This is a genomic window from Kitasatospora sp. NPDC049285, from assembly GCF_040678815.1.
Taxonomy (GTDB): domain Bacteria; phylum Actinomycetota; class Actinomycetes; order Streptomycetales; family Streptomycetaceae; genus Kitasatospora.
In genome coordinates this window covers 22,523-47,237 of record NZ_JBFAQR010000048.1, presented here as the reverse complement: position 1 = coordinate 47,237, position 24,715 = coordinate 22,523, and the positions used below count along the sequence as shown (strand labels likewise).

24 protein-coding genes are annotated in these 24,715 nt (G+C 73.6%); 12 read left to right on the top strand and 12 right to left on the bottom strand.

The window, feature by feature from the left end:
• The first annotated feature begins 295 nt into the window (after positions 1-295).
• Complete coding sequence (locus tag AB0K51_RS25715) at positions 296-508, top strand: STAS domain-containing protein (RefSeq protein WP_363459424.1); 213 nt, start codon at positions 296-298, stop codon at positions 506-508.
• Here AB0K51_RS25715 and AB0K51_RS25710 read toward each other — a convergent pair.
• Both AB0K51_RS25710 and AB0K51_RS25705 read right to left on the bottom strand, forming a co-directional pair.
• Positions 468-1,973: an SDR family oxidoreductase gene (locus AB0K51_RS25710; protein ID WP_363459422.1), complete on the bottom strand. Its 1,506-nt coding sequence runs from the start codon at positions 1,971-1,973 to the stop codon at positions 468-470. The two genes, AB0K51_RS25715 and AB0K51_RS25710, sit on opposite strands and share 41 nt — an antisense overlap.
• A 228-nt stretch (positions 1,974-2,201) precedes the next feature.
• Complete coding sequence (locus AB0K51_RS25705; protein WP_363459420.1) at positions 2,202-3,536, bottom strand: deoxyribodipyrimidine photo-lyase; 1,335 nt, start codon at positions 3,534-3,536, stop codon at positions 2,202-2,204.
• Positions 3,537-3,684: 148 nt separating this feature from the next.
• On the opposite strand from AB0K51_RS25705, the gene AB0K51_RS25700 reads away from it, so the two are divergent.
• The 3 genes from AB0K51_RS25700 (at position 3,685) to AB0K51_RS25690 (ending at position 7,113) form a co-directional block, all read left to right on the top strand.
• Entirely contained in the window at positions 3,685-4,866 is a 1,182-nt protein-coding gene (locus AB0K51_RS25700) for a MerR family transcriptional regulator (RefSeq protein WP_363459418.1), read from the top strand.
• Positions 4,867-5,012: 146 nt separating this feature from the next.
• On the top strand, positions 5,013-6,356 hold the full coding sequence (locus AB0K51_RS25695; protein WP_363459417.1) for a glycosyl hydrolase family 28-related protein: 1,344 nt from the start codon (positions 5,013-5,015) through the stop codon (positions 6,354-6,356).
• Positions 6,357-6,396: 40 nt separating this feature from the next.
• The gene (locus tag AB0K51_RS25690) at positions 6,397-7,113 is read left to right on the top strand and encodes a methyltransferase domain-containing protein (RefSeq protein WP_363459415.1); all 717 of its coding nucleotides are present in this window, start codon (positions 6,397-6,399) and stop codon (positions 7,111-7,113) included.
• Between the two features lie 73 nt (positions 7,114-7,186).
• Here the strand turns inward: AB0K51_RS25690 and AB0K51_RS25685 are convergent, their stop codons facing one another.
• Together AB0K51_RS25685 and AB0K51_RS25680 are read right to left on the bottom strand one after the other, a co-directional pair.
• On the bottom strand, positions 7,187-8,020 hold the full coding sequence (locus AB0K51_RS25685) for an ABC transporter permease (RefSeq protein WP_363459413.1): 834 nt from the start codon (positions 8,018-8,020) through the stop codon (positions 7,187-7,189).
• Positions 8,017-8,937: an ABC transporter ATP-binding protein gene (locus AB0K51_RS25680; RefSeq protein ID WP_363459411.1), complete on the bottom strand. Its 921-nt coding sequence runs from the start codon at positions 8,935-8,937 to the stop codon at positions 8,017-8,019. Before AB0K51_RS25680 ends, AB0K51_RS25685 begins: the two co-directional genes overlap by 4 nt.
• A 208-nt stretch (positions 8,938-9,145) precedes the next feature.
• On the opposite strand from AB0K51_RS25680, the gene AB0K51_RS25675 reads away from it, so the two are divergent.
• Positions 9,146-10,327 (top strand): sensor histidine kinase, encoded by a 1,182-nt coding sequence (locus AB0K51_RS25675; protein ID WP_363459409.1) that lies wholly within the window; start codon positions 9,146-9,148, stop codon positions 10,325-10,327.
• On the top strand, positions 10,324-11,010 hold the full coding sequence (locus AB0K51_RS25670; protein ID WP_363459407.1) for a response regulator transcription factor: 687 nt from the start codon (positions 10,324-10,326) through the stop codon (positions 11,008-11,010). The genes AB0K51_RS25675 and AB0K51_RS25670 overlap by 4 nt, the downstream gene beginning before the upstream one ends.
• Here AB0K51_RS25670 and AB0K51_RS25665 read toward each other — a convergent pair.
• From AB0K51_RS25665 to AB0K51_RS25655, 3 genes are all read right to left on the bottom strand, one after another.
• Positions 10,991-13,018 carry an AAA family ATPase gene (locus AB0K51_RS25665; protein WP_363459436.1) on the bottom strand — a complete coding sequence of 676 codons (2,028 nt, stop codon included), beginning with the start codon at positions 13,016-13,018 and terminating at the stop codon, positions 10,991-10,993. The genes AB0K51_RS25670 and AB0K51_RS25665 overlap by 20 nt on opposite strands.
• A gap of 197 nt (positions 13,019-13,215) precedes the next feature.
• A complete protein-coding gene (locus AB0K51_RS25660; RefSeq protein ID WP_363459405.1) occupies positions 13,216-13,776 on the bottom strand; it encodes a GNAT family N-acetyltransferase in 561 nt (186 codons plus the stop codon).
• Positions 13,777-13,864: 88 nt separating this feature from the next.
• Positions 13,865-14,446 (bottom strand): TIGR03086 family metal-binding protein, encoded by a 582-nt coding sequence (locus AB0K51_RS25655; protein ID WP_363459403.1) that lies wholly within the window; start codon positions 14,444-14,446, stop codon positions 13,865-13,867.
• A gap of 107 nt (positions 14,447-14,553) precedes the next feature.
• On the opposite strand from AB0K51_RS25655, the gene AB0K51_RS25650 reads away from it, so the two are divergent.
• A complete protein-coding gene (locus tag AB0K51_RS25650) occupies positions 14,554-14,877 on the top strand; it encodes a metalloregulator ArsR/SmtB family transcription factor (protein WP_363459401.1) in 324 nt (107 codons plus the stop codon).
• A complete protein-coding gene (locus AB0K51_RS25645; protein ID WP_363459400.1) occupies positions 14,874-15,311 on the top strand; it encodes an SRPBCC domain-containing protein in 438 nt (145 codons plus the stop codon). The genes AB0K51_RS25650 and AB0K51_RS25645 overlap by 4 nt, the downstream gene beginning before the upstream one ends.
• 25 nt (positions 15,312-15,336) lie before the next feature.
• On the opposite strand, the gene AB0K51_RS25640 is transcribed toward AB0K51_RS25645, so the two are convergent.
• Entirely contained in the window at positions 15,337-16,275 is a 939-nt protein-coding gene (locus AB0K51_RS25640) for a carbohydrate kinase (RefSeq protein WP_363459398.1), read from the bottom strand.
• A 191-nt stretch (positions 16,276-16,466) separates the two neighbouring features.
• Here AB0K51_RS25640 and AB0K51_RS25635 point away from each other — a divergent pair, with 191 nt between their 5' ends.
• Positions 16,467-16,763, top strand: coding sequence for a hypothetical protein (locus AB0K51_RS25635; protein ID WP_363459397.1), 297 nt, complete (start codon positions 16,467-16,469; stop codon positions 16,761-16,763).
• Here the strand turns inward: AB0K51_RS25635 and AB0K51_RS25630 are convergent.
• Positions 16,753-17,682 (bottom strand): LysR substrate-binding domain-containing protein, encoded by a 930-nt coding sequence (locus AB0K51_RS25630; protein WP_363459435.1) that lies wholly within the window; start codon positions 17,680-17,682, stop codon positions 16,753-16,755. The genes AB0K51_RS25635 and AB0K51_RS25630 overlap by 11 nt on opposite strands.
• A 332-nt stretch (positions 17,683-18,014) precedes the next feature.
• Here AB0K51_RS25630 and AB0K51_RS25625 point away from each other — a divergent pair, with 332 nt between their 5' ends.
• Together AB0K51_RS25625 and AB0K51_RS25620 are read left to right on the top strand one after the other, a co-directional pair.
• Positions 18,015-18,944: an NAD-dependent epimerase/dehydratase family protein gene (locus AB0K51_RS25625; protein WP_363459395.1), complete on the top strand. Its 930-nt coding sequence runs from the start codon at positions 18,015-18,017 to the stop codon at positions 18,942-18,944.
• Positions 18,945-18,985: 41 nt separating this feature from the next.
• Complete coding sequence (locus AB0K51_RS25620; protein ID WP_363459393.1) at positions 18,986-19,993, top strand: aldo/keto reductase; 1,008 nt, start codon at positions 18,986-18,988, stop codon at positions 19,991-19,993.
• Here AB0K51_RS25620 and AB0K51_RS25615 read toward each other — a convergent pair.
• Together AB0K51_RS25615 and AB0K51_RS25610 are read right to left on the bottom strand one after the other, a co-directional pair.
• Positions 19,964-20,506, bottom strand: a complete 543-nt coding sequence (locus AB0K51_RS25615; RefSeq protein ID WP_363459392.1) for a hypothetical protein — start codon at positions 20,504-20,506, stop codon at positions 19,964-19,966. The two genes, AB0K51_RS25620 and AB0K51_RS25615, sit on opposite strands and share 30 nt — an antisense overlap.
• Positions 20,500-21,600 (bottom strand): class I SAM-dependent methyltransferase, encoded by a 1,101-nt coding sequence (locus AB0K51_RS25610; RefSeq protein ID WP_363459390.1) that lies wholly within the window; start codon positions 21,598-21,600, stop codon positions 20,500-20,502. The genes AB0K51_RS25615 and AB0K51_RS25610 overlap by 7 nt, the downstream gene beginning before the upstream one ends.
• 243 nt (positions 21,601-21,843) lie before the next feature.
• Between AB0K51_RS25610 and AB0K51_RS25605 the strand changes: the two genes are divergently transcribed.
• A complete protein-coding gene (locus tag AB0K51_RS25605; RefSeq protein ID WP_363459388.1) occupies positions 21,844-23,682 on the top strand; it encodes a cellulase family glycosylhydrolase in 1,839 nt (612 codons plus the stop codon).
• A gap of 105 nt (positions 23,683-23,787) precedes the next feature.
• On the opposite strand, the gene AB0K51_RS25600 is transcribed toward AB0K51_RS25605, so the two are convergent.
• Positions 23,788-24,600: an SAM-dependent methyltransferase gene (locus tag AB0K51_RS25600; protein ID WP_363459386.1), complete on the bottom strand. Its 813-nt coding sequence runs from the start codon at positions 24,598-24,600 to the stop codon at positions 23,788-23,790.
• Positions 24,601-24,715 lie beyond the last annotated feature (115 nt).

Here is a 24,715-nt window from a genome sequence, read left to right as displayed (position 1 = left end):
AACGTAACATGACGATGCGTCAGGCTGGCACGACCCGGGGGTGGCCGTATGCGCAGAGCGGTCCTGCTCGGCTGCGCGCTGCTCGCCGTCCTGATCACGTTCCTGACGCCCGACCGGCCCGCCACCGCCCAGCGCGGCGCGGCCCCGCCCCCCGCGTCCGCACCCGCCTCCACGGCCCGGCCGACCACCGAGCCGGCGTGGGATCGGCATCGTCGCCGCGCTGGCGAAGACCGCCTGGGACGTCACCCACATCCGCCTGCACGTCGACCACGGGCCGCACGGCACCGTGGTGCGGGTGCACGGCAACGCGACCTTCCTCAAACTCCCGTCCCTGGTGGACCGCTTGGAGGAGGTCTCGCCGGAGGGTCCGGTCGAGCTGGACCTGAGCGCGCTCACCCACCTGGACGCGGCCTGCCGGCAGGCGTTGGCCGCGCGGGCCGACCGGCACCGCCGGCGCGGCCTGGCGGTCACCGTGACCCCGGTGCCGGCGGGAGCGCCGGGCCGGTGAGGTTGCGGGCCATGCCGCCGAAGACGACGGCGTGGAACGGGGCGACCGACCACCAGTAGAGCTGCCCGGCCAGGCCGTGCGGATGGAACAGCGCCCGCTGCCGGTAGCGGGTGCCGCCGCTTCCGTCGGGGGCGAGTTCGAACTCCAGCCAGGCCAGGCCGGGCAGCCTCATCTCGGCGCGCAGCCGCAGCAGTCGCCCGGGTTCGATCTCCTCCACCCGCCAGAAGTCCACCGAGTCGCCGACCCGGAGCCGGTGCGGGTCGCGGCGGCCGCGGCGCAGGCCGACGCCGCCGACGATCCGGTCGAGGACGCCGCGCACGGCCCAGGCGAGCGGGAAGGAGTACCAGCCGTGCTCGCCGCCGATCCCCTCGACGGCCTGCCAGACGGCGGCGGGCGGAGCGGCCACGGTGCGTTCCCGGACGTCCTGGTACAGGCTGCCGCCGGCCCAGTCCGGGTCGGAGGGCAGCGGGTCGGAGGGCGTGCCGGGCAGCGAGGCGGACGACCAGCGGGTGGCGACGTCGGTGTCGCGGATGCGGCGCAGCGCCAGCTCCACCGCCCGGTCGAAGCCGATCAGCCCCTCCGGCGGGTCGGGCATCCAGCGGGCCACCTCGTGGTCGGCGCAGACGACTTCGTGGCGCAACGACTCGACCAGCGGGCGGGCGAGCGCGTTCGGCACCGGCGTCACCAGGCCGACCCAGTGGCTGGAGAGCCGCGGGGTGAGCACCGGCACGGTGACGATCAGCCGCCGGGGCAGGCCGGCCACCCGGGCGTAGCGCCGCATCATCATCCGGTAGCTGAGCACGTCGGGGCCGCCGAGGTCGAAGTGCCGGTTGACCTCGGGCGGCAGGGCGGCGGCGCCGACCAGGTAGCGCAGCACGTCGCGCACGGCGATCGGCTGGATCCGGGTGTCGACCCAGCGCGGGGTGACCATGACGGGCAGCCGCTCGGTGAGGTAGCGCAGCATCTCGAACGAGGCGGAGCCCGAACCGATGATCACCGCGGCGCGCAACTCGGCGGTGGGGACACCGCTTTCGCGCAGTTCCCGGCCGACCTCGGCGCGCGAGCGCAGGTGCGGCGAGAGCTCCCGCTCGGGGACGCCGTCGGGGATCAGACCGCCCAGGTAGACGATCCGGCGCACCCCGGCCGCCCGCGCGGCGGCGCCGAACGCGCGGGCCGCCGTCCGGTCGGTGGTCTCGAAGTCCGGCCCGGTGCCGAGGGAGTGGACCAGGTAGTAGGCGACGTCGATGCCACGCAGCGCCCCGGTCAACGTCTCGGGCCGCGTGACGTCACCGGTCGCACTCTCCACCCGCGCCCGCCACGGCTGGTCGCGCAGCCGCCGGGGGTCGCGCACCAGGCAACGGACCCGGTGTCCCGCGTCCAGCAACTTCGGCACCAGCCGACCCCCCAGGTAACCGGTCGCGCCGGTGACGAGGCAGCGCAGCGGTTCGACGTCCTGCTCGTTCACGTCGGCTCCTCCTGCTCGTTCACGTCTGCTCCTCCAGCTCTCGCCCACGTCGGCCCCGCCGGCTCCTCGTTCGCGTCTGCGCCGTCTGCTCCTCGTTCCCGTCGACTCCGCGGGCTCTCCTTCGCGTCGACTCCACCACCACTCCCTCGCGCCGACTCGTCCAGCTCTCCTTCGCGGCCGCCCCGCCGCCTCTCCTTCGCGTCGACTCCGCCTGCCGACCGCGTGCGGTCACGGAGCGTCCAGCGCCCGGCCGTGCCGGAACCGGGTGCCCAACTCACCCGGGTCGATGATCGGTTCGGGGTAGTCGGGGGCGAGCAGCCAGGGGCGGTGGACGGCGGGGCCGGGCACGTGGGCGAGTTCGGGCACCCAGCGGCGGACGTACGCCCCGTCGGGGTCGTACCGGTCGGCCTGCCGCAGCGGGTTGAGCACCCGGTTGGGACGGGTGTCGGTGCCGGTCCCGGCCACCCACTGCCAGTTCAGCTGGTTGTCGGCGACATCGCCGTCGACCAGCAGCGACAGGAAGTGCCGGGCGCCGGTCCGCCAGTCCAGGTAGAGGCTCTTGGCGAGGAAGCTCGCGGTGATCAGCCGGGCCCGGTTGTGCATCCAGCCCTCGTGGGCGAGTTGGCGCATCCCGGCGTCGACGATCGGGTAGCCGGTACGGCCCTCCCGCCAGGCCCGGGCCTCGCGTTCGTCGCGGTGCCAGCGGTCGCCGCGCGGCCGGTAGTCCTGCCGCGCCGCGTCGGGGCGGGCGGCGAGCACCTGGTGGTGGAAGTCCCGCCAGGCCAGCTGCCGCAGGAACGCCTGCGCCCCGTCACCCTCGCGGCCCTGCACCCGGGCGGCCAGCTCGGACGGCGACAGGCACCCGAAGTGCAGGTACGGCGAGAGCCGTGACGTGCCGTCAGCGGCCAGGTCGTCGTGCTGCTGCGCGTACCCGTCGACGTCCCACCCCCGCCACTGGGCACGGGCCGCACCCTCCCCGCCGGGCGGCAGGCCGGGCGAGTCGGGGCGGGCGACGGGCAGGGGGTCGCTGCCGATCCCCTCGGGCGTCCGCAACGCCCGGGGCGCGCGATGCACGGTACGCCGCGGGGCCCGCAGCCAGGCCTGGTAGTACGGCGTGAACACCGCGTAGTGGTCGCGACCCGCCGGCGTCACCTGCCCGGCCGGCACCACCGTCAGCGAGGCCTCGTGCACGTGCAGCCGCTCCCCGAACACCGCCCGCAACCGCGCCTCCCGCCGCTGGGCGTACCCGCTCACGCCCGCCGCGACGTGCACCCCGCCCGCCCCGACCTCCGCGACCACCCGCGCCACCTGCTCGGCCGGGTCGCCGTGACGCACCGTCAACCGCGACCCGACCCGCCGCAACCCGGCATCCAACCCGGCGAGACACTCCGCCAGGAACGCCACCCGATTGGCCGCCGCGAACCCGGCCCGCCCCACCGCGGGATCCACCACGAACAACGGCACCACCTGCTCGGCGGCGGACACCGCGGCGTGCAGCACGGGATTGTCGTGCAGCCGCAGATCCTGCGTGAACAGCACGACGGCGACGGAAGACGAACGCATCGACACAACCCCCACCCTCCTCCCCACCCCCCACCCCCGCCACTCGCCCCGTTCGTGCAACGTTCACCCCCACCGCCACGCGCAACAACGCCTGACGCCCCGTCACCCGTAGACTCGACCACCCTGACGCCCCCCCGTGAGACCACCGATGCCCCGCCAAACCTCCCCCCGTCCCCCCACCGCCACCTCCCCCGCCTCCGCTACTCCCTCCACCTCCACTCCCTCCACCTCCACTCCCTCCACCTCCACTCCCCCTGCCTCTCCTGCCTCCACCTCCCCGGCTTCCTCCGCCGCCGCTCCCCCCACCACCCCGACCTCCACTCCCTCCGACTCCCCCGCCTCCACCGTCCCGGCTTCCCCCACCCCTTCCTCCACCCCCACCCCCGCCGGGCACCGCACCCCACCCGCCGTCACCACCGGCGAGGTCGCCCGCCGCCTAGGCGTCGCACCGGCCACCATCCGCTCCTGGGAACGCCGCTACGGCATCGGCCCGGCCGCGCGCGAGCCGGGACGGCACCGCCGGTGGAGCGCGGCGGACGTCGCGGTGCTGGAGGCGATGTGCGCGCTGACCGCGCGCGGCGTCCCTCCGGGCGAGGCCGCCCGTGTGGTGGCCGACCGGGGCGACCGCCCCTCCGTGACCACCGCGGCCCCGACCGCCCCCGGCGGCGGCAGCACCCTGCCGGTGGGACGGGTGCGGCCCGAGTGCCGGGGGCTGGCGCGGGCGGCGGTCCGGCTGGACGCCGCCGAGGTGTCCGCGATCCTCCGCCGGGTGCTGGCCGAGCTGGGCACCGTCACCGCCTGGACCGAAGTGGTCGTCCCGGCCCTTCGCGCGACCGGCCGCAAGTGGGCGACCGAGGGCGAACGCTACGTCGAGGTGGAGCACCTGCTGTCCTGGCACGTCTCGACCGCGCTGCGCGTCGTCGCCGACCGCCAGCCGCCCCCGGCGGCCGGACCGTGCGCCCTGCTGGCCGGCGCACCCGGCGAGCTCCACACCCTCCCGCTCGACGCCCTCGCCGCGGCCCTCGCCGAACGCGGCCTCCCCGTCCGCATGTTCGGCCCGGCCGTCCCGCCGCTCGCTCTCCTGGACGCCGTCGAGCGCACCGGCCCGGCCGCCGTCGCCCTCTGGTCCCAGACCCGCACCACCGCCGACCGCACCCTCGCCCACCGCATCACCGCCACCACCTGGGGCAACCGCGGCTCCCGCACCCACCCCCGCCTCCTCCCCCTCGGCCCCGGCTGGCCACCCCCGACCCTCACGACCACCGCCACCCCCCGCCCCCGCACCCTCGCCGCAGCCCTCGACCACCTGCAGCACCTCCTCGCCGACTGACCGGCCCGTCCACCGCCGGCCGTCCCCGACCGGGCCATCACCCGTCCCCGGGACGCGCCTTGACGCCCCGACAGGTCGCCTGCGATCTTGTCCCGGGCCGGGGGGCGAACCGATTCCCCGGTGTGACGGCATCGAGGGGGAATCCGATGGGCGGGACCGAGGCGTTTCGGCGGCGGGCGCTACTGGCGGGAGCCGTCGCGGGGGTGGCAGTGGCGGCGACCACCACGACGCCCGCGGCCGCGGCCGGCGGCGGCGGGACGGACTGGTTCGACGTCAAGGCGTACGGCGCGGTCGGTGACGGGGTGCACGACGACACGGCGGGCGTGCAGGCGGCGCTGAACGCGGCGGCCGCGGCGGGCGGCGGCACGGTGTACTTCCCGGGCGGCCGGTACCTGGTGGTGCCGACCGCCGGGGCGCCCGCCCTGCGGGTGGGCGGCAACGGGATCCGGCTGATCGGGGCGGGCAGCAAGGCCTCGATGCTGGTGAAGGGCGGCGACGGCATCCTGCTGCGGATGTCGGGCGCGGGCAGCGACCCGAGCGGGGCGACCCACCGCAGCTACTGCGCGGTGGAGAACCTCGGGTTCAACGGCGCCGGCCGCACCGGCCTCGTGCTGGAGCTGTACTACAACAACAACTCGGTGATCCGCGACGTCTACGTCACCAGCAACGCCGACGTCTGCATCGACGCGGTCGAGCTGTGGGACACCCGGATCTACAACCTGGTGGTGGAGTCCAGCACCGGCCCCGCCAACAGCAACGCGCACCCGAACATGTGGCTGCGCAACGCGTCCGCCGCCACCGGCTGGGGCTCCAGCACGGACAACGTCAACCAGGTGCACCTCATCGGCTGCCGGTTCGAGGCGTTCGGCACCGGCGCGCTGTGGATCACCCAGGGCCCCGGCAACGCCAACAACCCGAACGGCATCTACCTGACGGACTGCAAGTTCGAGACCTCGCAGATGCAGGGCGGCCCGCACCTGAAGGTCGACGCCTCCTGCAAGCACGTCCACGCCCGCGACATCTACGCGTACGCGGGCAACTTCGCGTCCGGCTACACCCCGCAGCCGCAGAACATCATCGCCTGGGCCGGCATCGCCTCCAGCCTGGAGAACGTGCTGATCGCCAACGGGTCGGTGGCGACGGTCAATTCGGGCGTCGACCTGTACGTCGGGCCGAGCACCGTCGCGGTGCTGCGCGACGTGGTCGGCCTGTACGGCACCAAGCCGACCGGCCACCACGTGTACTACGAGTCCACCAGCACCGGCGACTTCCGGGTCGAGAACACCTACGCCAACACCGGCAGCCAGGCCGGCGGCACGCTCCCGGTCAAGCACGCGCCCAACCCGGCCCTGCGCCAGGTCACCGGCCCGGTCACCGACGCCTCCTTCACCCGCCCGCCCGCCGACGGCACCCTCGCCGTCGACACCGTCAACCACCGCCTGTACGTCCGCGTCGGCGGCACCTGGCAGTGGACGGCACTCAACAACTGACCCCCGCCAGCCCCGCTCCGCCGCACCCACCCGAGGCCCCATGCACCCCTCCCACCCCACCTCCGGCATTCCCACCACTCCCCCCGTCCCCGGCACGGCCGGCTACGCGGAGGCCGCGGACACCCTCGCCGTCCAGTACGAGGAGGTCACCTTCGAGCAGGTCCACGCCCGGGTCCTGCACCTGCTCCCCGCCGCCCCGGCCCGCATCCTCGACCTCGGCGCGGGCACCGGCCGCGACGCCGCCGCCCTCGCGGCCCGCGGCCACCAGGTCCTCGCCGTCGAGCCGACCGCCGAACTGCGAGCCCACGGCCGCCGCCTGCACCCCGACCCGGCGATCACCTGGCTGGACGCCGCCCTCCCCGACCTGACGCTCCCTCACCACGCCGCCCTCGAAGCCACCTTCGACGCCACGTCCGACGCTGCCTTCGACGCCACCTTCGACGCCACGTCCGACGCTGCCTTCGACGCCGTCTTCGCCACCGCCGTCTGGATGCACCTCGCGCCGGCCGAACGCGAACGCTCCATGGCCCGCATCGCCGCCCTGCTCGCCCCGGCCGGCCGTCTCTTCCTCACCCTCCGCCACGGCCCGGTCCCACCCGGACGCGTCATGTACGACGTCTCCGCCGCCGAGACCACCACCCTCGCCGCCCGCCACCACCTCCACCCCGTCCACCACTCCGAACGCCAGGACCTGCACTCCCGCAACGGCGTCACCTGGTCCGAACTCGCCTTCCGGGCCGACCCCGTCCAGCCCTGAACCGCCCCGCGAGCACGCGCCGTTCACACGTCCCGGCGCCGTCGCCGGTCACACGTCCCGGCGCCGTCGCCGGTCAGACGTCGCGGCGCCGTACGACGAGCACCGCGAGGGCGACCGCGGTCAGCGGCCAGAGGGCGTAGACGAGCCAGCAGCCGGGGAGGGTGGCGGCGTAGCCCAGGGATCCGGGATCGGGCTCCCAGGTCTGGACGAGACGGGTCCAGGCGGCGGAGATCATGGTGTGCCTGATGTCGGCGGACCAGCGGTTGCCCTCGGAGAACATGGTGGGCAGCATCAGCAGCGCGAAGGCGCTGGTGAGCATGGTCGCGGCGGCATGGCGGAGCAGGACGGCGAGGCCCAGGCCGGTCAGGGCGCAGACCGGAGCCAGCAACGCGGAGGCCACCAGCGGGCGGAGCACGTCGGGGTGGGTGATCGGGACGTCGGCACCGTGCCCGCGCAGGACGGCCTGGGAGACCAGGAAGGACCCGAGGGCGGCGACCGTGCCGACGGCGGTCCACAGCACGGCGGTGACGACCGCCTTGGCCAGCACGACCGCGCCGCGGGCGGGGACGGCCGCGAGGGTGGTGCGGATCAGGCCGCTGCTGTACTCGCTGACGACGCCGAGGGCGCCCATGCTGCCGGCGACGAGTATCAGCGTCAGGTAGCCGGGCGAGGAGAACGCGTCGTAGGCCAGGAAACTGCCGGGTTCGGAGCCCGCGGCCCGGTCGGAGAACGTGGCCACGGCGGCGGACCCGATCACGAACAGGGTGATGAATACCAGCACCCACGGGGTGGAGCGCAGCGACCGTGTCTTGATCCATTCGGACGCGATCAGGTCGCGGAAGCGGGCGGGCGGCTCGGCGAGGGGGGCGGCCGAGCTGGTCGCGGGGGCGGTGGCGAGTGTGGTCATCGGGGCTGTCCTGCCTGGTATTCGACGCTGTCGGCGGTGAGTTCCATGAAGGCCTCTTCCAACGAGGCCGCCCGGGTGGTGAGTTCGTTGAGCAGGATCCGGTGCTCGAAGGCGAGCGCGGCGATCCGGTCCGTCGGCAGTCCGGTCACGACGAGCTTCTCGGTACCCGCGGACCCCTCCGGCTCGACCGACGCGCCGGCGGCGGTCAGCACCGCCGTCAGCTCGGCGGCCTGCCGCGTGCCCACCACCACGCCGGGGCTGGTGCTGCGGGCCGCGAACTCCCGTACCGACTCGGCGGCGATGAGCCGGCCCCGGCCGATGACGACGAGCTGGTCGGCGGTGTTCTCCATCTCCGACATGAGGTGGCTGGAGAGGAAGACCGTGCGGCCCTCGGTCGCGAGGCGGCGGAAGAGGCGGCGCATCCAGAGCACACCTTCCGGGTCCATGCCGTTGACCGGTTCGTCGAACATCAGCACCGGCGGGTCGCCGAGCAGCGCGGTGGCGACCCCCAGGCGCTGCTTCATGCCGAGCGAGAACCCGCTGATCCGGCGGCCCGCCGCCTCGGCCAGGCCCACTTCGTGCAGCACCTCGCCCACCCGGCGCGCGGAGATCCCGTTGCTGCGGGCCAGGGCCGACAGGTGGGCCGTGGCGGTGCGTCCGCCGTGGACCTGGCCGGCGTCCAGCAGGGCGCCGACGTGCCGCAGCCCGCGGGCGTGGCTGCGGAAGGGGACCCCGTTGACGGTGGCGGCGCCGCCGGTGGGCGCCTCCAGGCCGAGGATCATCCGCAGGGTGGTGGACTTGCCCGCTCCGTTGGGGCCGAGGAAGCCCGTGACCTGGCCCGGCCGCACGGTGAAGGACAGCCCGGCGACGGCGGTCCTGCCGCCGTAGCGCTTGGTGAGTTCCTGTACTTCGATCATGTGGACCACACTGCCGGGACGGGCCCCGGCCGGTCATGGGGCCGGGGACGGCAATCGCGGGGCCGGGTTGGCCCTGGGGCGTAAGCCCCCGGGAGGACGCCGCGGGGTCGGCGGCTGGATAGTGTCGCGGGATGATCAACCTACCGACCGCCCCGCCGCCCGCGACCGTCGCACCGTGCGGCCTTCGCACCGCGAGGGCGCACCTCCGATGACGCGAACGAACCTCACGGCCTGGGCGGGGGGCGTGCTGTACCTCCTCGCGGTGGCCCTGCTCGTGGGCGGCGCGCCGCGGGCTTCCGGCACGGTCCACGGCGTCGGGACACTGCTGGCGGCGAGCCTGCTCGTCGGCGTCCTGCGCAGGGCGCCGGTCCTGGCCCTGGCCCTGACGCTCCTCGGGTCCGCGGCCGCGGTGGCGGGTCCCCCGAGCTCCGCCGGTGCGGACCTGTCGGCTTCGTACCAGGGCCAGTTCCTGTCGTTCCTGGCGGTGGACCTGGTGCTGGGCTTCCTCGTCGCCACCCGCCCGCGGCGGGCCTCGGCCGTCGCGGTGGGCGTCTCCCTGGCCGTCCAACTGCTGCTCGTCGGCGGGTTCGCGCACGGCGACGGACTGGCCGTCAACCTCCTGATCGCCCTCCTCGCGATGGTCGCGGCCGGCACGGTCGGCCTGCTGAGCAGGGAGCGCCGCGAGCACGCGGTGGAGCTGCGCGCGCAGGCGGTGGCGGAGGCCGTGGTCGCCGAACGGCTGCGGATCGCACGGGAGTTGCACGACATGGTCGCGCACAGTATCGGCATCATCGCCATCCAGGCCGGGGTGGGCAGCCGGGTCATTCGCACCCAGCCCGAGGAGGCCCGCGAAGCCCTGCGGGCGATCGAAACCACCAGCAGGGAGACCCTGTCGGGTCTCCGGCGCACGCTGGTGGCACTCCGTCAGACCGACCCGGACACCGAGGTCTCGGCACGGGCCCCGCTCGCGCCGTCGCCCGGCCTGGCGGACCTCGAACGGCTGGTGGCGGCGACGGCGGACGCCGGCGTACGGGTCGACCTGCACCGCGGCGGGGACCAGCGCCCGCTGCCGGCCGACATCGACCTGTCGGCCTACCGTATCGTCCAGGAGGCACTGACCAACGTGGTCCGCCACGCGGGCACCGGGCACTGCCGGGTGACCATCGAGTACGGGGACGGGGACGGGGAGCTATCCGTGGAGATCGTCGACGACGGGCGCGGCACCGCAGCGGACGGCCCGACCCAGGGCTTCGGCATCGTGGGCATGCGCGAGCGGGTCGCGCTGCTGCACGGCCGCCTCAGCGCCGGGCCGCGTCCCGAGGGCGGCTTCCGGGTGGCGGCGCGACTGCCCCTGCCCGCGGCCACCGGAGCAGCGGCGGCGGCCCGATGACGGACCGTCACATCCGCGTCCTGCTCGTCGACGACCAGCCGCTGGTGCGTTCCGGCCTCCGCGTGATCATGGCCGACCACCCCGACCTGGAGGTCGTCGGCGAGGCCTCCGGCGGCGGCGAGGCGGTCCGACTGGTCGCGGACCTGTGCCCCGACGTCGTGGTGATGGACGTCCGGATGCCCGGCATGGACGGGATCGAGGCCACCCGGCTGATCACCGCCGGGCCGACCTCGGCGCGCGTCCTCGTCCTGACCACCTTCGACGAGGACGACCACGTCTACGGCGCGCTCCGGGCCGGAGCGAGCGGCTTCGTGGTCAAGGACATGGCACTCGACGACATCCTCGCCGCCGTCCGCGTGGTCGCCGCCGGCGACGCCCTGATCGCCCCGGGCGTCACCCGCCGCCTGATCGCCGAGTTCGCCGGCCGCCCCGCAGCCACCCCGGCCCGCTCCCCCCACGTGATCGAGGGCATCACCGAGCGGGAACGAGAGGTCCTGACCCTGGTCGGCCACGGCCGGTCGAACACCGAGATCGCGGAAGACCTCTTCATCACGGTGGCCACCGCCAAGTCGCACGTGTCCCGCCTGCTCACCAAACTGGGCGCCCGGGACCGGGTCCAGCTCGTGATCACCGCCTACGAGAGCGGCCTCGTCACCGCGGGCGTCAGACAGGCTGGATTGTGACGGTGCACAGCCGCTTGGTGGCCCGGGTCAGAGCCACGTACAAGTCCCTTTCCCCGCCGGGGCGAGCCGCGATGATTTCCTCGGGATCCATCACGACGACCCCGTCGAATTCCAGCCCGCGTGCTTCGGAGGCCGGCACGACGCGTGCGTGCTGAGCGATCCCTCGCTCCGTCAGTTCGCGCACCCTGGTGTCGGCGCAGATCACGCCCAGCAGTTCCCCCGGGTGCGCGGCGCTCTGGGCACGGAGTTCCTGGACGACCGAGGTGACCAACCCGTCCGGAGCTGTGGTCACCATGCGCGGGACCTCACCGCTGCGCAGTGACCGGGTGGGCTCCTGGTCCGGCGCGATCCGCGCGAGCAGGTCCCGGACGCTCTCCAGGATCTCCTGCGTGGTGCGGTAGCTGACGGTCAGGTGGTGCAGCCTGAACCGCGGTCCGACGTGGGGACTCAGGGCTTCCTTCCAGTCGCGCGCGGTCGCGACCGGGCCCGCCTGCGCGAAGTCGCCCACCAGCGTCATCGCCCTGGCCGGGCACCGGCGGACGATCATCCGCCACTGCATGGCCGTCAGTTCCTGCGCCTCGTCGACGACTACGTGCCCGTACGTCCGCTCGGGGGGACCGTCGACCAGGCTCGCCGCCTCGTCCAGCAACGGCACGTCGGCATCGGTCCACGGGTCGTCAGGACCGCGCAGCAGCAGGGACCGCTCCTGCGCGGTCAGCCGGGGCAGGTACGCGGCGAGCGCACCGGCGTCCGTCAGCAGCGCCTTCACCAGGTCACCGGGAGCCAGCCGCGGCCACAGCACCTCGACCGCTCGGTCGACGCCGGCGTCGTCGAGGAGTTCGGCGCGGACGGCGTCCACGTCCAGCTCATGGCCCGGACCCGGGTCGCCCGCCCCTTCGGCACGGTGCTGGGCGGCGCCCGTGAACCGGTCGAGGTCCAAGCCCGTCATCCTGGCGGCATCGGCGTCGATCTGCTCCAGGACGTCGCCCAGGTCACGTTGCATCGCGTCGGTGACGGCGTCGACCAGGAGCTCCCTGAACACCCGCCGCGCGCGGTTGTGCCCCGGTACGGCCACCACGGCGGCGTCGCGCGCCGTGGCGACCACCTCGTCGGACAGCTGGACCAGTTCCTGCCCGACCCGCACGGTGAAGCCCCCGGCGGGGGCCTGGTGGACGCGCAACACGCAGGCCAGGGCGTCGGCGAGGTCGGAGCCGCCCTTGAGCCGCGCCGCGTCGAACGGCTCCACCGCGTCCGTGGACACGCCGGCCAGCTCCCGGCAGGTCGCCAGCACGACGTCGTTCTCCCCGAGCGAGGGCAGGACCTGGGAGATGTAGTCGAGGAACCGGGTGTTCGGGCCCACCACCAGGACGCCCTCCTCCGCGGCGCGCGGGAACGCGTACAGCACGTAGGCCGCCCGGTGCAGAGCGACCACCGTCTTGCCGGTGCCGGGCCCGCCCTGCACCACGGTCACCCCGCGGTGGGCAGACCGGACGATCTCGTCCTGCTCGGCCTGCAGCGTCGCGACGGCCGCCTGCATCCTGCCCGTACGCCGCGCCGCCAGCGCCTCGGTCAACGGACCGTCCCCCACCACGTCCTCATCGGTCGGGGCGGTCCCGTCCAGCAACTCGTCGCTCACCGAGACGACCGTGCGCTCCTCGAGGCGCAGGTGCCGGCGCCGCCGCAGGCCCATCGGGTGGACCGGTGTCGCCTCGTAGAACGGCCGCGCCGCATTCGCGCGCCAGTCCACCAGCAGCGGCAGCTCGTCCTCGTCCCTGTGCAGTCCGATCCGCCCGATACGCAGGGCCGTGCCGTCCGCCCAGTCGACGCGCCCGAATACCAGCCCCTTTTCGGCGCCCTCCAGCCGGCCGATTTCCGTGGCCAGACGCTCGGCGGCGATTTCCCTCTCGTACGCCTCACCAGCGCTTTCCGCCGGGGCCTTCAGCACACTCGCCCGGTCTACTTGCGCCGCGGACAGCCGCTCGGAGAGCACCCGATAAAGGGAGGACACATAATCCCGCTCCGAGTCAACCGCACGCGCAGCAGGGTCATTCGCTTTCGACAACAGCAGGCTCCTTCGGTTCGAGCCACACCATACGGTTGTCGTTCCGTCAAGGTAAGTCTTGACTTACCCGGCGAATCCATGTCCCTGCCAAATGAATTCCGCTGTTCCGCATATCGCCAATTGCACTCCCGATACCGCGCAGCTCATGATCGGCCGGAAATCTCCCCGTCACCGCCGTCGAGTCCGGACCGCATACCGAGCCACTGCTCGGCCCCCCACGCCTCGAACCGCTCCACCTCGGTGAAGCCCAGCTTCGCCGCGAGCCGCATCGAGGAGACGTTGGCGCTCTGGGTGGTGAGCACCACCGGCTCCCCGGGGAGCACCCCGGCCAGCCAGTCGAGCGCTGCCGCACACGCCTCGGCCGCGTACCCGCGCCCCCACGCCCGCGGGAGGAAGAGGTAGCCGAGGTCGACCTTCCCCGTTGCGGCCGGGCGGCGGTGCCCCGTGGCCCGCCTGAGCAGGATCTGACCGATCATCAGCCCGTCGAGGTCGACGACGAAGCTCCCGGGCCACCGCTCGGGCACCGCGGACAGCTCGCGCTCGAGCTCGTCCAGCGGCCGGGGACCGCCGAGATAGGTGTGCACCTCCGGCGAGGCGAGCAACTCGACGAACGCCGCCCGGTCCCGGGCCTCGGGCTCACGGAGCACCAGCCTCTCGGTCCTGATCGGCTCGGGCGGCCACACTATGCGTCCAAGATCGTCCATCCGCGCACGCTAACAGGCCACCGGCCCGACCCGACCGAAAACGCCGAACTCCACCCGGGCCGGCCCCTGACCAGCCCCTGACCGGCATCTAGACCGCGTCCGCCGCCACCGCCGGGACGTCCGTCCCCCACCTGGCGTCGCGACCGCTGAGCGCGAGCGCCCGCTCGAACGCGCTCGCACCGTCCGGCGCGGCGACCGGCTCCCCGTAGCCCCCGGTGGCCCGGGCCTGCTCGGCGAGCTGCTCCACCACGCCCAGCAGCACCGCGCCCGCCTCCTCGCCGACGGGGTAGGGCCGATCGGTGGCCCGGGCCAAGTCCCAACCGTGGATGGCGAGTTCCTGCAGGGTGACGGCCGCGGCGAGGCTCGAGGGCATCAGGCCCGGACCGAACTCCGTCTCACCCTCCATCGCCTCCGGCCGCAGCCAGGCCGCGGCCGCGCGCTCGGCCCCGGCCGCCACCTCGGCCGGGGCCGAACCGGCGGCGCTCGACGCCTCGCCCCGCGGGACCCGCGCGGCGGCCCGCTCGGAGTCGGCGAGGATCCCGCCGATGTGCTCCAGCAGCTCGGCGACCGTGAACCGCTCGCACGGGGTGGCGGCGGCCAGCCGGTCAGCCGGGACGGCAGCGGCCGCACCGGCGAACAGGGTGGCGAACTCGGTCATTGCAGTCTGCATGGCTGGCTCCTCGAATCAGTCGGCAACAGTCGAACCCATCGCTTTAGTCGAGACTAAAATAACGCCCCCTTGCCTCGCAAGCTGAAGCCTCGACTAAAATGTCATCCGTGGAAGCGGTCCAAGCGATAGCCGAACCCCGCCGGCGCGAGATCCTGCGCCTGGTCTGGGACGACGAGCTGTGCGCGAGCGACATCGCCGAGCGGTTCGACGTCACCTTCGGAGCGATCTCCCAGCACCTGAAGGTGCTGCGCGAGTCGGGCCTGGTGACGCTGCGCCAGGAGGGTCGCAAGCGGTACTACCGGGCCGACCTGGAGGCGATGGGGCCGCTGGCGGCCTACCTGCAGTCGATGTGGTCCGAGAAGCTGGACGTGCTCGCCGAGCTGGCGGAGGCCGCCGAACGGGCCGAGGGGTCGAAGGGGACCGGCGGATGACGGGCGATCAGGTGGTGCTGGAGCGGCGGATCGCCGCCCGGCCGGAGACGGTGTTCGCCTTCTTCACCGATCGCGAGAAGTGGCTCTCCTGGATGGGTCGGGACGGCGAGTTCTCCTTCACCCCGGGCGGCGCGTTCCGCACCAACGTCAACGCCGACCACCACGCCGTCGGGGAGTTCCTGGTCCTCGACCCGTACACCAGGGTGGTCTTCACCTGGGGCTGGGAGGACGGCGCCATGGCCGTGCCGCCCGGCTCCAGCACCATCGAGGTGACCCTGACCCCGGACGGCGAGGGCACCCTGCTCACCTGGGTCCACCGCGACCTGCCACCGGAGGCCCGCGCCCCGCACCGCGAGGGCTGGACGCACTACCTCGCCCGCCTGGCCACCCGTGCCGAGGGCGGCGACCCCGGACCGGACACACTCAACGGGTAACCCCCGGCAGGCCTCTGACTTACCGTCAGAGCTGGTACGCCCAGGGCGGGTTGGCCCCCGCCACGCCCACCGTCCGGGCCGCCACCCGCGTACCGAAGGCACAGGCCTCCGCCACCTGTTCCACCGTCAGCGACTCCAGTCGACCGCCCAACTGGCCCTGCCCGTCCAGGTGGTGGAGCAGCCCGGCGGTGAACGAATCCCCCGCGCCGACGGTGTCCACCACCTCCACCTCCGGCGCGGGCACCGTCACCCGCCGCCCGTCCAGCGAGGCGAACACGCCCCGTTCGCCGAGCGTCACCACGACCAGCCGCGCCCCGGCCGCGTGCCACCGGTCGCTTGCCTCCTCCGGCGACGCGCCGGGCAGCAGCACCGCCAGGTCGTCCTCGCTCAGCCGCAGCAGGTCCGCCAACTCGCACCACCGGCCCAGCCGTTCGCGGTACGCGGCAGGCTCGACCAGCAACGGCCGTACGTTCGGGTCGATCGAGATCGTCGCTCCCTCCCGGGCCCGCGCCAGCAACTCCTCGATCCGCCGCCCGCCGGGCTCCCGGACCAACGCCAGCGAACCCGTGTGCAGGCACACCGCATCCGTGCCGTCGGCAGCCGCCAACTCCTCGGCGGTCCACTGCCAGTCCGCGGTGCCCTCCGCGTGGAACGAGTACCGGGCGTGCCCCTGCTCGTCCACGGCCGCGACCGCGAGCGTGCTCGGCTCCGCCGCACTCACCACACCCGACAGGTCCACCCCCGCGCCGCCCAACTGCTCCCGGAACAGCACCCCGAACGGGTCGCCCGACACCCGCCCCAGGAACCGCGTCGCCGTCCCCAGCCGCCCCAACGCCACCGCCGTGTTGGCCGGCCCGCCGCCCGCCAGGACCCGCAGCACCAACTCCCCCGCCCGCCCCGCCTCCCGCTCCACGAAGGCGTCCGCCACGCATTCCCCCACCACCGTGATCGACCCCGCACCCATCCCCGACACCCCTCTCCACCAGCCCACCACCCGACCCAGCGGACTCCATCACCCACCCCCCACCAGCGTCAACGCCATCGCCCGCGCGTGCCGCGCCGCCCTCACCATGCGCACCTGTCAGTGCCGCGCTGTCAGTGGCGCGTGAAACGCTCCGGGCCGGACGACGCAGCCGAACGGGAGGGAGACCCGAGATGTGGCAGCCGGGGGACGTCTGGCAGGTGCTGAGCGGCGGCGAGGTGGTGGGCGAGATCGCCGTCGACGAGGGCGACTGGCCCTGGCTCTCGGGCCACTTCACCTCGAAACCCGGCTTCGACGCACTGCGGCCGCTGTTCGAACGGGAACTCGCGCTGGCCGAGGCGGAGGACTGGGACGCCTGGGAGCCGGTCGTCGAGGAGATCAGCCGCAACGTCCAACTCGCCTCCCCCAAGGGTCCGGTGACCGAGTTCCTGCTCCACGTCGACGGCGAGAGCGCCTGGTTCAGGTACTGATCACCGCCCCGTCCCGCTCCATCCGCCCGTCCCGCCCCACCCGCCCGGCGAGCTCGATCCGTCCCGCCAACTCCTCCGCCAACCGGGCCGCCGGCCCGCGCCGCCGCCGGGACAGCGCCAACCCCAGCTGCCGCCGCGGACTCGGCTCGGCCAACGGCAGCGCCACCAGTTCCGCCTCCCGCGCCAACCCCAGCTGGGGGATCAGCGCGATCCCGACCCCGGCCCGGACGAGTGACTGCGCGAAGTCGTAGTCCGTCGCCGTACAGCACACCCGCAGCTCCACACCCGCCAGCTCCGCGTACCGCGCGAACTGCGCCGCCGACTTCCGGCAGCCCAGGATCCAACGCTGGTCGGCCAGTTCAGCCAGGTGCAGCGGCCCGCCGGTCCCGGCCGCCAGCACATGCCCTCGCGGCACCACCACCCGCAACGGGTCGACGCCCAACGGCGTCCAGTCCAGGCCCGAACGGTCACCCGGCCGGGACGGTGGCGGCCCGTCGAAGTGGTACGCGAGCGCGAGGTCGGCGCGGCCCTGACGGACGGCGGGCAGACTCTCCTCCGGCTCGCCCTCCAGGATGGTCAGCTCCACCTCGGGGTGGTCGGCGACGAAGCCCGCCAGCGCCGCGGGCAGCAGCCGACGGCCCGCACTGGCGAAGGTCGCAACGGTCAACGCCGTCCGCTCGGCGGTCAACCGGTCGAGCCGCTGCTGGGCGTCGACGAGCTCCGCCGCGATCGCCTCGGCCGCCTCCACCAGCAGCCGCCCCGCGTCCGTCAACGTCACGCCCCGAGTGGACCGCTCCACCACCGCACTGCCAAGTCCCCGCTCCAGCGCGGCAATCTGCTGCGACACCGCAGACGGCGTGCAGTGCAACACGGCCGCCGCCCGGTTGAAACTCCCCAGCCGCGCAACCTCCCGCAACACGGCCAACCGCTGAACGTCGATCAACAGTCCCCCTTACGACCAACCACCCATCTACACACTACCGCTGTAAACCAACCCCCAGCAGACTCTCCTCATCCGAACCAGCCCCCCACCACCCCCACCACCCTCCCGCCCCCATCTCCACCCCCTCCCAACTCCCCCACCTCCCAACTCCCAACTCCCAACTCCCCCACCTCCCAACTCCCCCATCCGCAACTCCGCCCCCTCCCAACTCCCCACCTCCACCGCCTCCCCCACCTCCACCCCCTCCCCCAGCTCCATCCCCCACCCCCTCCCCAGCTCCAACTCCACCTCCCTCCGAAGGAGCCCCCATGCACGTGTGCGTCATCGGCGGCAGCCGCTACTTCGGCCGCCTCCTCATCTCCCACCTCCTCGACGCCGGAGCCACCGTCACCGTCCTCAATCGCGGCTCGGTCCCCCCACCCCCCGGCGTCACCCACCTCCTCGCCGACCGCGACGACGAAACCGCCCTCCGCGCCGCCCTCGCCGGCCGCCACTTCGACGTCGTCATCGACCAGGTCTGCTACACACCACGTCAAGCCGCCCTGGCCACCCGGGTGTTCGCCGACCACACCGACCGCTACGTGATGACCTCCACCGTCGAGGTCTACGCCGACCTCGGCCGCCCTGGCGGACCACTGCTGCCCGAGTCCGCCCTCGACCTCACCTCGCATCCGATCGACCTCGAACTCCCCTGGCACGAACCGCAGTTCCTCGAGTCCCACTACGGCGAGGGCAAGCGCCAGGCGGAGGCCGTACTGCTCCGCGACGCCGCCTTCCCGGTCGCGACCGTCCGCACCGCCCACGTCCTCGGCGGTACCGACTTCACCGGCCGCCTCGCCCACTACCTCGACCGCATCACCGCCGGCCGCCCCGTCACCGTCCACCCCGACCCGCAGGCCGCGTCCTTCGTCCACGCCCCGGACATCGCCCGCTTTCTCGCCTGGACCAGCACCGCCACCTTCACCGGCCCGATCAACGCCTCCTCCCAAGGCACGCTCACCGCAGCAGAGTTGAGCACCCTGATCGCCGACATCACCGGCTCCCCCACCCCGACACTGCACCCCACCAGCACCAGCACCGCCACCGCCACCGCCACCGCCACCACGGAGCCACCCTCCCCGTTCTCCTTCGACCGCGCCTACCCGATGGACACCCGCCGCGCCCGCGACCTCGGGTTCACCTTCGCCCCGCTCACCACCTGGCTCCCCCAGACCATCCGCGAGAGCACCCAGCGCTGACCACCTCCAAGCCGCACACCACCACCCGAACGAAGGCCACCATGCCCCTCACCACCCCAACTCCCGTCCCCCGCATGATCGGAGACGATCCCGTCGGACCGATCGGACTCGGCGCCATGCCACTCTCCGTCGAGGGCCGCCCGGACGAGCGACAGGCCCTCGCCACCCTCCACGCCGCGCTCGACGCGGGAGTCCGCCTGATCGACACGGCCGACTCCTACCACTGGCACGCCGACGAAGTCGGCCACAACGAACGGCTGATCGCCCGCGCCCTGGCCGCTCGCAGCCGCGACGCCGACCACGTCCTGCTGGCCACCAAGGGTGGTCGCGGCCGCCCCGGCGACGGCTCCTGGACGGTCGACGGCCGACCGGAGCACCTGCGCCGCGCGGCCGAGGCCTCCGCCTCCCGCCTCGACGTCGACACCATCGGGCTGTACCAGCTGCACAAGCCCGACCCGACCGTCCCGTTCGCCGAATCCGTCGGCGCACTACGCCAGTTGGCCGACGCCGGGACGATTCGCATGGTGGGCCTGTCCAACGTCGATCCGGCGCAGATCCGAGCCGCCCACCGGATCCTCGGTCCGCTGCTGGTCTCCGTCCAGAACAGGTTCTCCCCGGCTCACCAGGAGACCCGGGACACCCTCGACCTCTGCACCGAGCTCGGCCTCGCCTTCCTCCCGTGGAGCCCGCTCGGCGGCATCTCACCCAGCGCCGTCGACGACCCGACCACCATCCGGCCCGCCACCAGCGACACCCCGTTCCACACGCTGGCCGCCCGGTACGGCGTGAGCCCCCAACAGGTCTGCCTCGCGTGGCACTTGGCACAGTCCCCGACCGTGATCCCGATCCCCGGCGCCCGCCGCCCCGCCTCCATCCGCGACTCGACCGAGGCCGCCCACCTCACCCTCACCGCCGACGACCTGACCCACCTCAACTCAGCCGCGACCGCCCGCCACGCCGCCCTCGCCGCCGACGCCCCGACCCTCCGTCAGCGCACCGGCACCAGCAGCGCCACACCGTCACCGGACCACGCCACGCCCGCCCGGTGACAGCGCGAACCGGTACCACCGACGGTGCACCACCGGCTCGACGGTCAGCACGGCCGCGGCCGCGACGACACCGACCGCCAGTCCCGCCCACCCGCCACCGTTGAGGACAGCACCGGCACACGCCGCCACCAGCACCAACGGTCGTACCAGCGTCAACGGCCCGAGCCCCATCACCACCGCCAGCGTGCTGACCCGGAACGGCAGCAGGAAGTACCCGGCGAACGACAGCGCGACCACCGCCGCGTACACCGCGATCGGCAGCAGGTACCCGACCGCCCCGGCGGCCAGCACCGCGTACGCACGGCCCGAGTCGCCCGCCACCGCCAAGATCCCACACGCCGTCAGCACCGGCGCCAGCAGCAGCACCGCGCCCACCCCGAGCCCCCGCCCGGCGGACCGCACGACGGCCCGCCGCTTGCGGATCCGCGCATCCCGCCCGGCGTACGCCCGGAAGCCACTGAACGACGCGTCGATCAGGCCCAGCACCAGCAACGGCACCGCCGGACTCACCACGCCCCCTCCCCGCCCACCGCGCCACCACTCCCGTCGACGACCAGGCCACCATCCGACCCGCCACCGCTCTCCCGCCCCCGGCCGCTCCCCCACCCGGAACCGCTCTCCCGCCCACGCCCGATCCCCCACCCGGAGCCGTTCCCCGACCCCCGATCGCTCCCCGGCCCGCCGCCGCTCTCCCACCCCGGGCCGGCCAGCCGGCGCGCCGCCCGCCCCAACTCCCGCCGAAACGGCGCCTCCAGTTCGGGCCGCACGCCGATCACCGGTCGCAGCGTGGTGCAGAACGGGTTCGAGCGTCCGCGCGGTTCGAAGATCAACGGGTTCATGCCGGGGACGGTGGCGGCGCGCAGTAGCGTCTCGTCGGGGTGGGCTCGCCGCGCGGAGGCGACGCCGTCGTGGCGGCCGAGCGGGTGCCGCATCCGGGCCCGATGGAAGACCCAGGCGCCGATCGGGGCGAGGCCGTTCGCGGCGATGTCGAAGTGGCAGAACGCGGCGGCGGGCGAGGCGGCCTTGGCCCGGAAGAAGTCGGCCAGCGCGGGGGCGCTGAAGTGGTGCAGCACGCCGGTCGACACGTAGACGGTGGCGGGTTCGGCCAGGTCGAAGGCGTTTCCGCGGACGAACCGGCAGTCCAGCTCCTCGTCCCGGGCCAGCCGCTCGGCCTCGCCGACCAGGCCGCCGTCCAGGTCGACGCCGACCAGCTCGACGTCCGGGCCGAGCGCGCCGGTCGCGGCGAGCCTCCGGACCACGTAGCCGAGGCCGCAGCCCACATCGACCAGGCGGTACGGCCCGGGGTGCGTGCCGGTGGCGCGGATCGCCGCGAACAGCGGGCGCAGCAGTTCCAGCATCCGGTCGCCGATGCGGAGTTCCTCGCTCAGCCGCTGCAGCTCGGTGTGCACGCCGATCAGCAGCGCGTCCACGGCGTCCGGGTCGAGCACGCCGTCCCCGTCCACCGGCAGGTCGGCCACGATCCGGGCGGCCCGCCGGTCCCCGTTCTCCAGCAGTCGCCGTGTGACGTCCGCGCGCCGCACCGGGAGCCGGCGGCCCGAGTCCGGGTCGACGGCGGTGATCAGGTCGGAGATCTCGAGCGGGGACACGAGGCAGCACCCTACGTGCCGCGCCGATCGGCGGACCAGTCGCCACCCATTCGTCCACTGCTCACCCAAACTCAAGTGGGAGCGCTCCCAAGCCTCTTGACGCGACCATGCGCTGTCTGGCTTCATAAGGGCTGCCCTCACCTCACACCATGGGAGCGCTCCCCAAAGCTACTCGGATGACCGTCTCGTACCACCCCACCCCCACCGGACGCCCCCACCCGCGTCCAGAGAGGAACGAGACCCATGCGCCTCCAGCTGCGCCGGCGCCTGTCGCGCCGGCTGGCGAGCTGTGCGGCGGCCCTCGCCGCCGCGCTCGCCGTCGTCGCCGTCCCCCCGGCGGCCCTCTCCACGAGCGCCACCGCCGCCACCACCGCGTCCACTGCCAACGCCGCCGCCTCCGCCGCCGGGGCCGGGTACTGGCACACCAGCGGTCGACAGATCCTCGACGAGGCGGGCCAGCCGGTCCGGATCGCCGGGATCAACTGGTTCGGCTTCGAGACCGGCAACTACGTGGCCCACGGCCTGTGGAGCCGCGACTACAAGTCGATGATCGACCAGATGAAGACGCTGGGCTACAACACGATCCGGCTGCCGTACAGCGACGACATCTTCAAGGGCACCACCCCGGCCAGCCTGAACACCGCGAACGGGATGAACGCCGACCTGGTCGGACTGGACTCGCTCGGCGTGATGGACAAGCTCGTCAACTACGCCGGAAGCATCGGCATGAAGGTGATCCTGGACCGCCACCGCCCGGACTCTGGCGGGCAGTCGGCGCTCTGGTACACCTCCGCGGTGCCGGAGTCGACCTGGCTGGCCAACCTCAAGTCGATCGCCACCCGGTACAACGGCAACCCGGCCGTGGTCGGCATCGACCTGCACAACGAGCCGCACGACCCGGCCTGTTGGGGCTGCGGCGACACCACGGTGGACTGGCGGCTGGCGGCCCAGCGCGGCGGTGAGGCGGTGCTCGCCGCCAACCCGAAGCTGCTGATCTTCGTCGAGGGCGTGCAGACCTTCAACGGCAGCTCGTACTGGTGGGGCGGCAACCTGCAGGGAGCGGGCCAGTACCCGGTCCAACTGAGCGTCCCCAACCGGGTGGTGTACTCGGCGCACGACTACGCCACCAGCGTCGCGCAGCAGACCTGGTTCTCCGACCCGAGCTTCCCGGCCAACATGCCCGGCATCTGGGACAAGAACTGGGGCTACCTGTTCAACCAGAACCTCGCCCCGGTCTGGGTGGGCGAGTTCGGCACCACCCTGCAGTCCGCAGTCGACCAGACCTGGCTGAAGGCGATCGTGCAGTACCTGCGCCCGACGGCCACCAGCGGAGCGGACTCCTTCCAGTGGACGTTCTGGTCGTGGAACCCCAACTCCGGTGACACCGGCGGCATCCTGAACGACGACTGGACCACCGTCAACACCGTCAAGGACGGCTACCTGGCCTCGATCAAGGCGCCCGGCTTCGGCGGCTCCACCGGCGGCGGCGACACCCAGGCCCCCACCGTCCCCGCCGGGTTGACCGTCACGGGCACCACCGCGAGCAGCGTGTCGCTGTCCTGGACGGCGGCCACCGACAACACCGCGGTCACCGGCTACGACGTGTACCGGTCGGGCACCAAGGTGGCCACCGCCACCGGCACCTCCTACACCGACACCGGATTGAGCGCCGCCACCGCCTACACCTACACCGTCCGGGCCAGGGACGCGGCGGGCAACGTCTCGGCGGCCTCGGCCTCGGTCACCGCGACGACCTCGGCGAGCGGCGGCAGTTCGGGCTGCTCGGCGACGATCAGCCTGAACGACTGGGGTTCGGGCCTGACCGCCACGGTCACCGTCACCAACACCGGCACCCGGCCGACCACCGGCTGGCAGGTCGCCTGGACCTGGCCCACCACCCTTCAGGTGACCGGAAGTTGGAACACCACCCTGACCCGGTCGGGCCAGACCCTGACCGCGGCCAGCCTCCCCTACAACGGCGCTCTGGCCGTCGGCGCCGCCACCACCTTCGGCGTCCAGGCCTCCCGCACCGACTCGACCGCCGTGGCCACCGCCACCGCCACCTGCACCGCCACCTCCTGACACATCGTCAGGCGTGACCTCCCCCGTCGGATGTCGCCTCGCCGCCGCAGACCCTTTGGTCTGCGGCGGCAAGCCGCTCCCTTCGATCCACCGAGCCCCGGAGCGTCACCCCCGGCGCGCCTCCAGGAACCCGGTCGTCTCGGGGCCGGAGCGCGGCGGCAGCGGGCGGCCGCGCTGGGCGGCCACGTCGACGAGTGCGGTGAACTCCGTGGTCCAGCCGTGCGAGTCGAGCCAGTCGCCGGTGCCCGGGCCGAGGCCGCCACGCCACAGTTCGGTGATGTGGGCGAGCTCCGGCTCGTGCGGGGTGCCGGTGACGTCACGGCCGCGCTCCAGCAGCAGTCGGCTTCCGGGTGCCGACAACCGGCCGACCGAGCCCAGCAGTTCGGCCGCCTCGGCGGCGTCCAGGTAGACCAGCAGGCCCTCCGCCAGCCACGCCGTGGGCTGCTCCGGGTCGAACCCGGCCGCGAGCAGCCGGTCCGGCCAGCCGGGATCGACCAGGTCCACGGCCAGCGCCGTCCGTTCGCAGGTCGCCTTGGCGCCCTGCTGGTCCAGCACCCGGTCCTTGAACGCCAACACCGCCGGCAGGTCCAGCTCGTACATCCGGGTGCCGTCCGGCCAGGCCAGGCGGAAGGCGCGGGTGTCCAGTCCGGCGGCGAGCAGCACCACCTGACGGGCGCCCGAGGCGAGCAGCCGGTCGTCGTAGTAGCAGGTACGCAGGATGCCCTGCGCAACCAGCCGGCGGGCCAACGGGGTCGTCGGTCCGGTGCTGTCCATCGGCACGCCGGAGGCCGCGACGAAGGCCAGGGCGTACGGGTCACGGAACAGCGGCTCGGGCCGGGAGCTCTCGTAGGCGCGGACCCGCGCCACCGCCAGCGCGGTACGCGAGACCGGGCTCAGTCCGTCCGCACCCGACTCCACCGCACCCGACTCCACCGCACCCGATCCGGCCGCTCCACCCCGCGTCCCGCCGGCAGCGCCGCCGGCAGCACCGTCGGACTCTCCTGCGTCGTCATGTGTCGTCATGCCCGCCAAA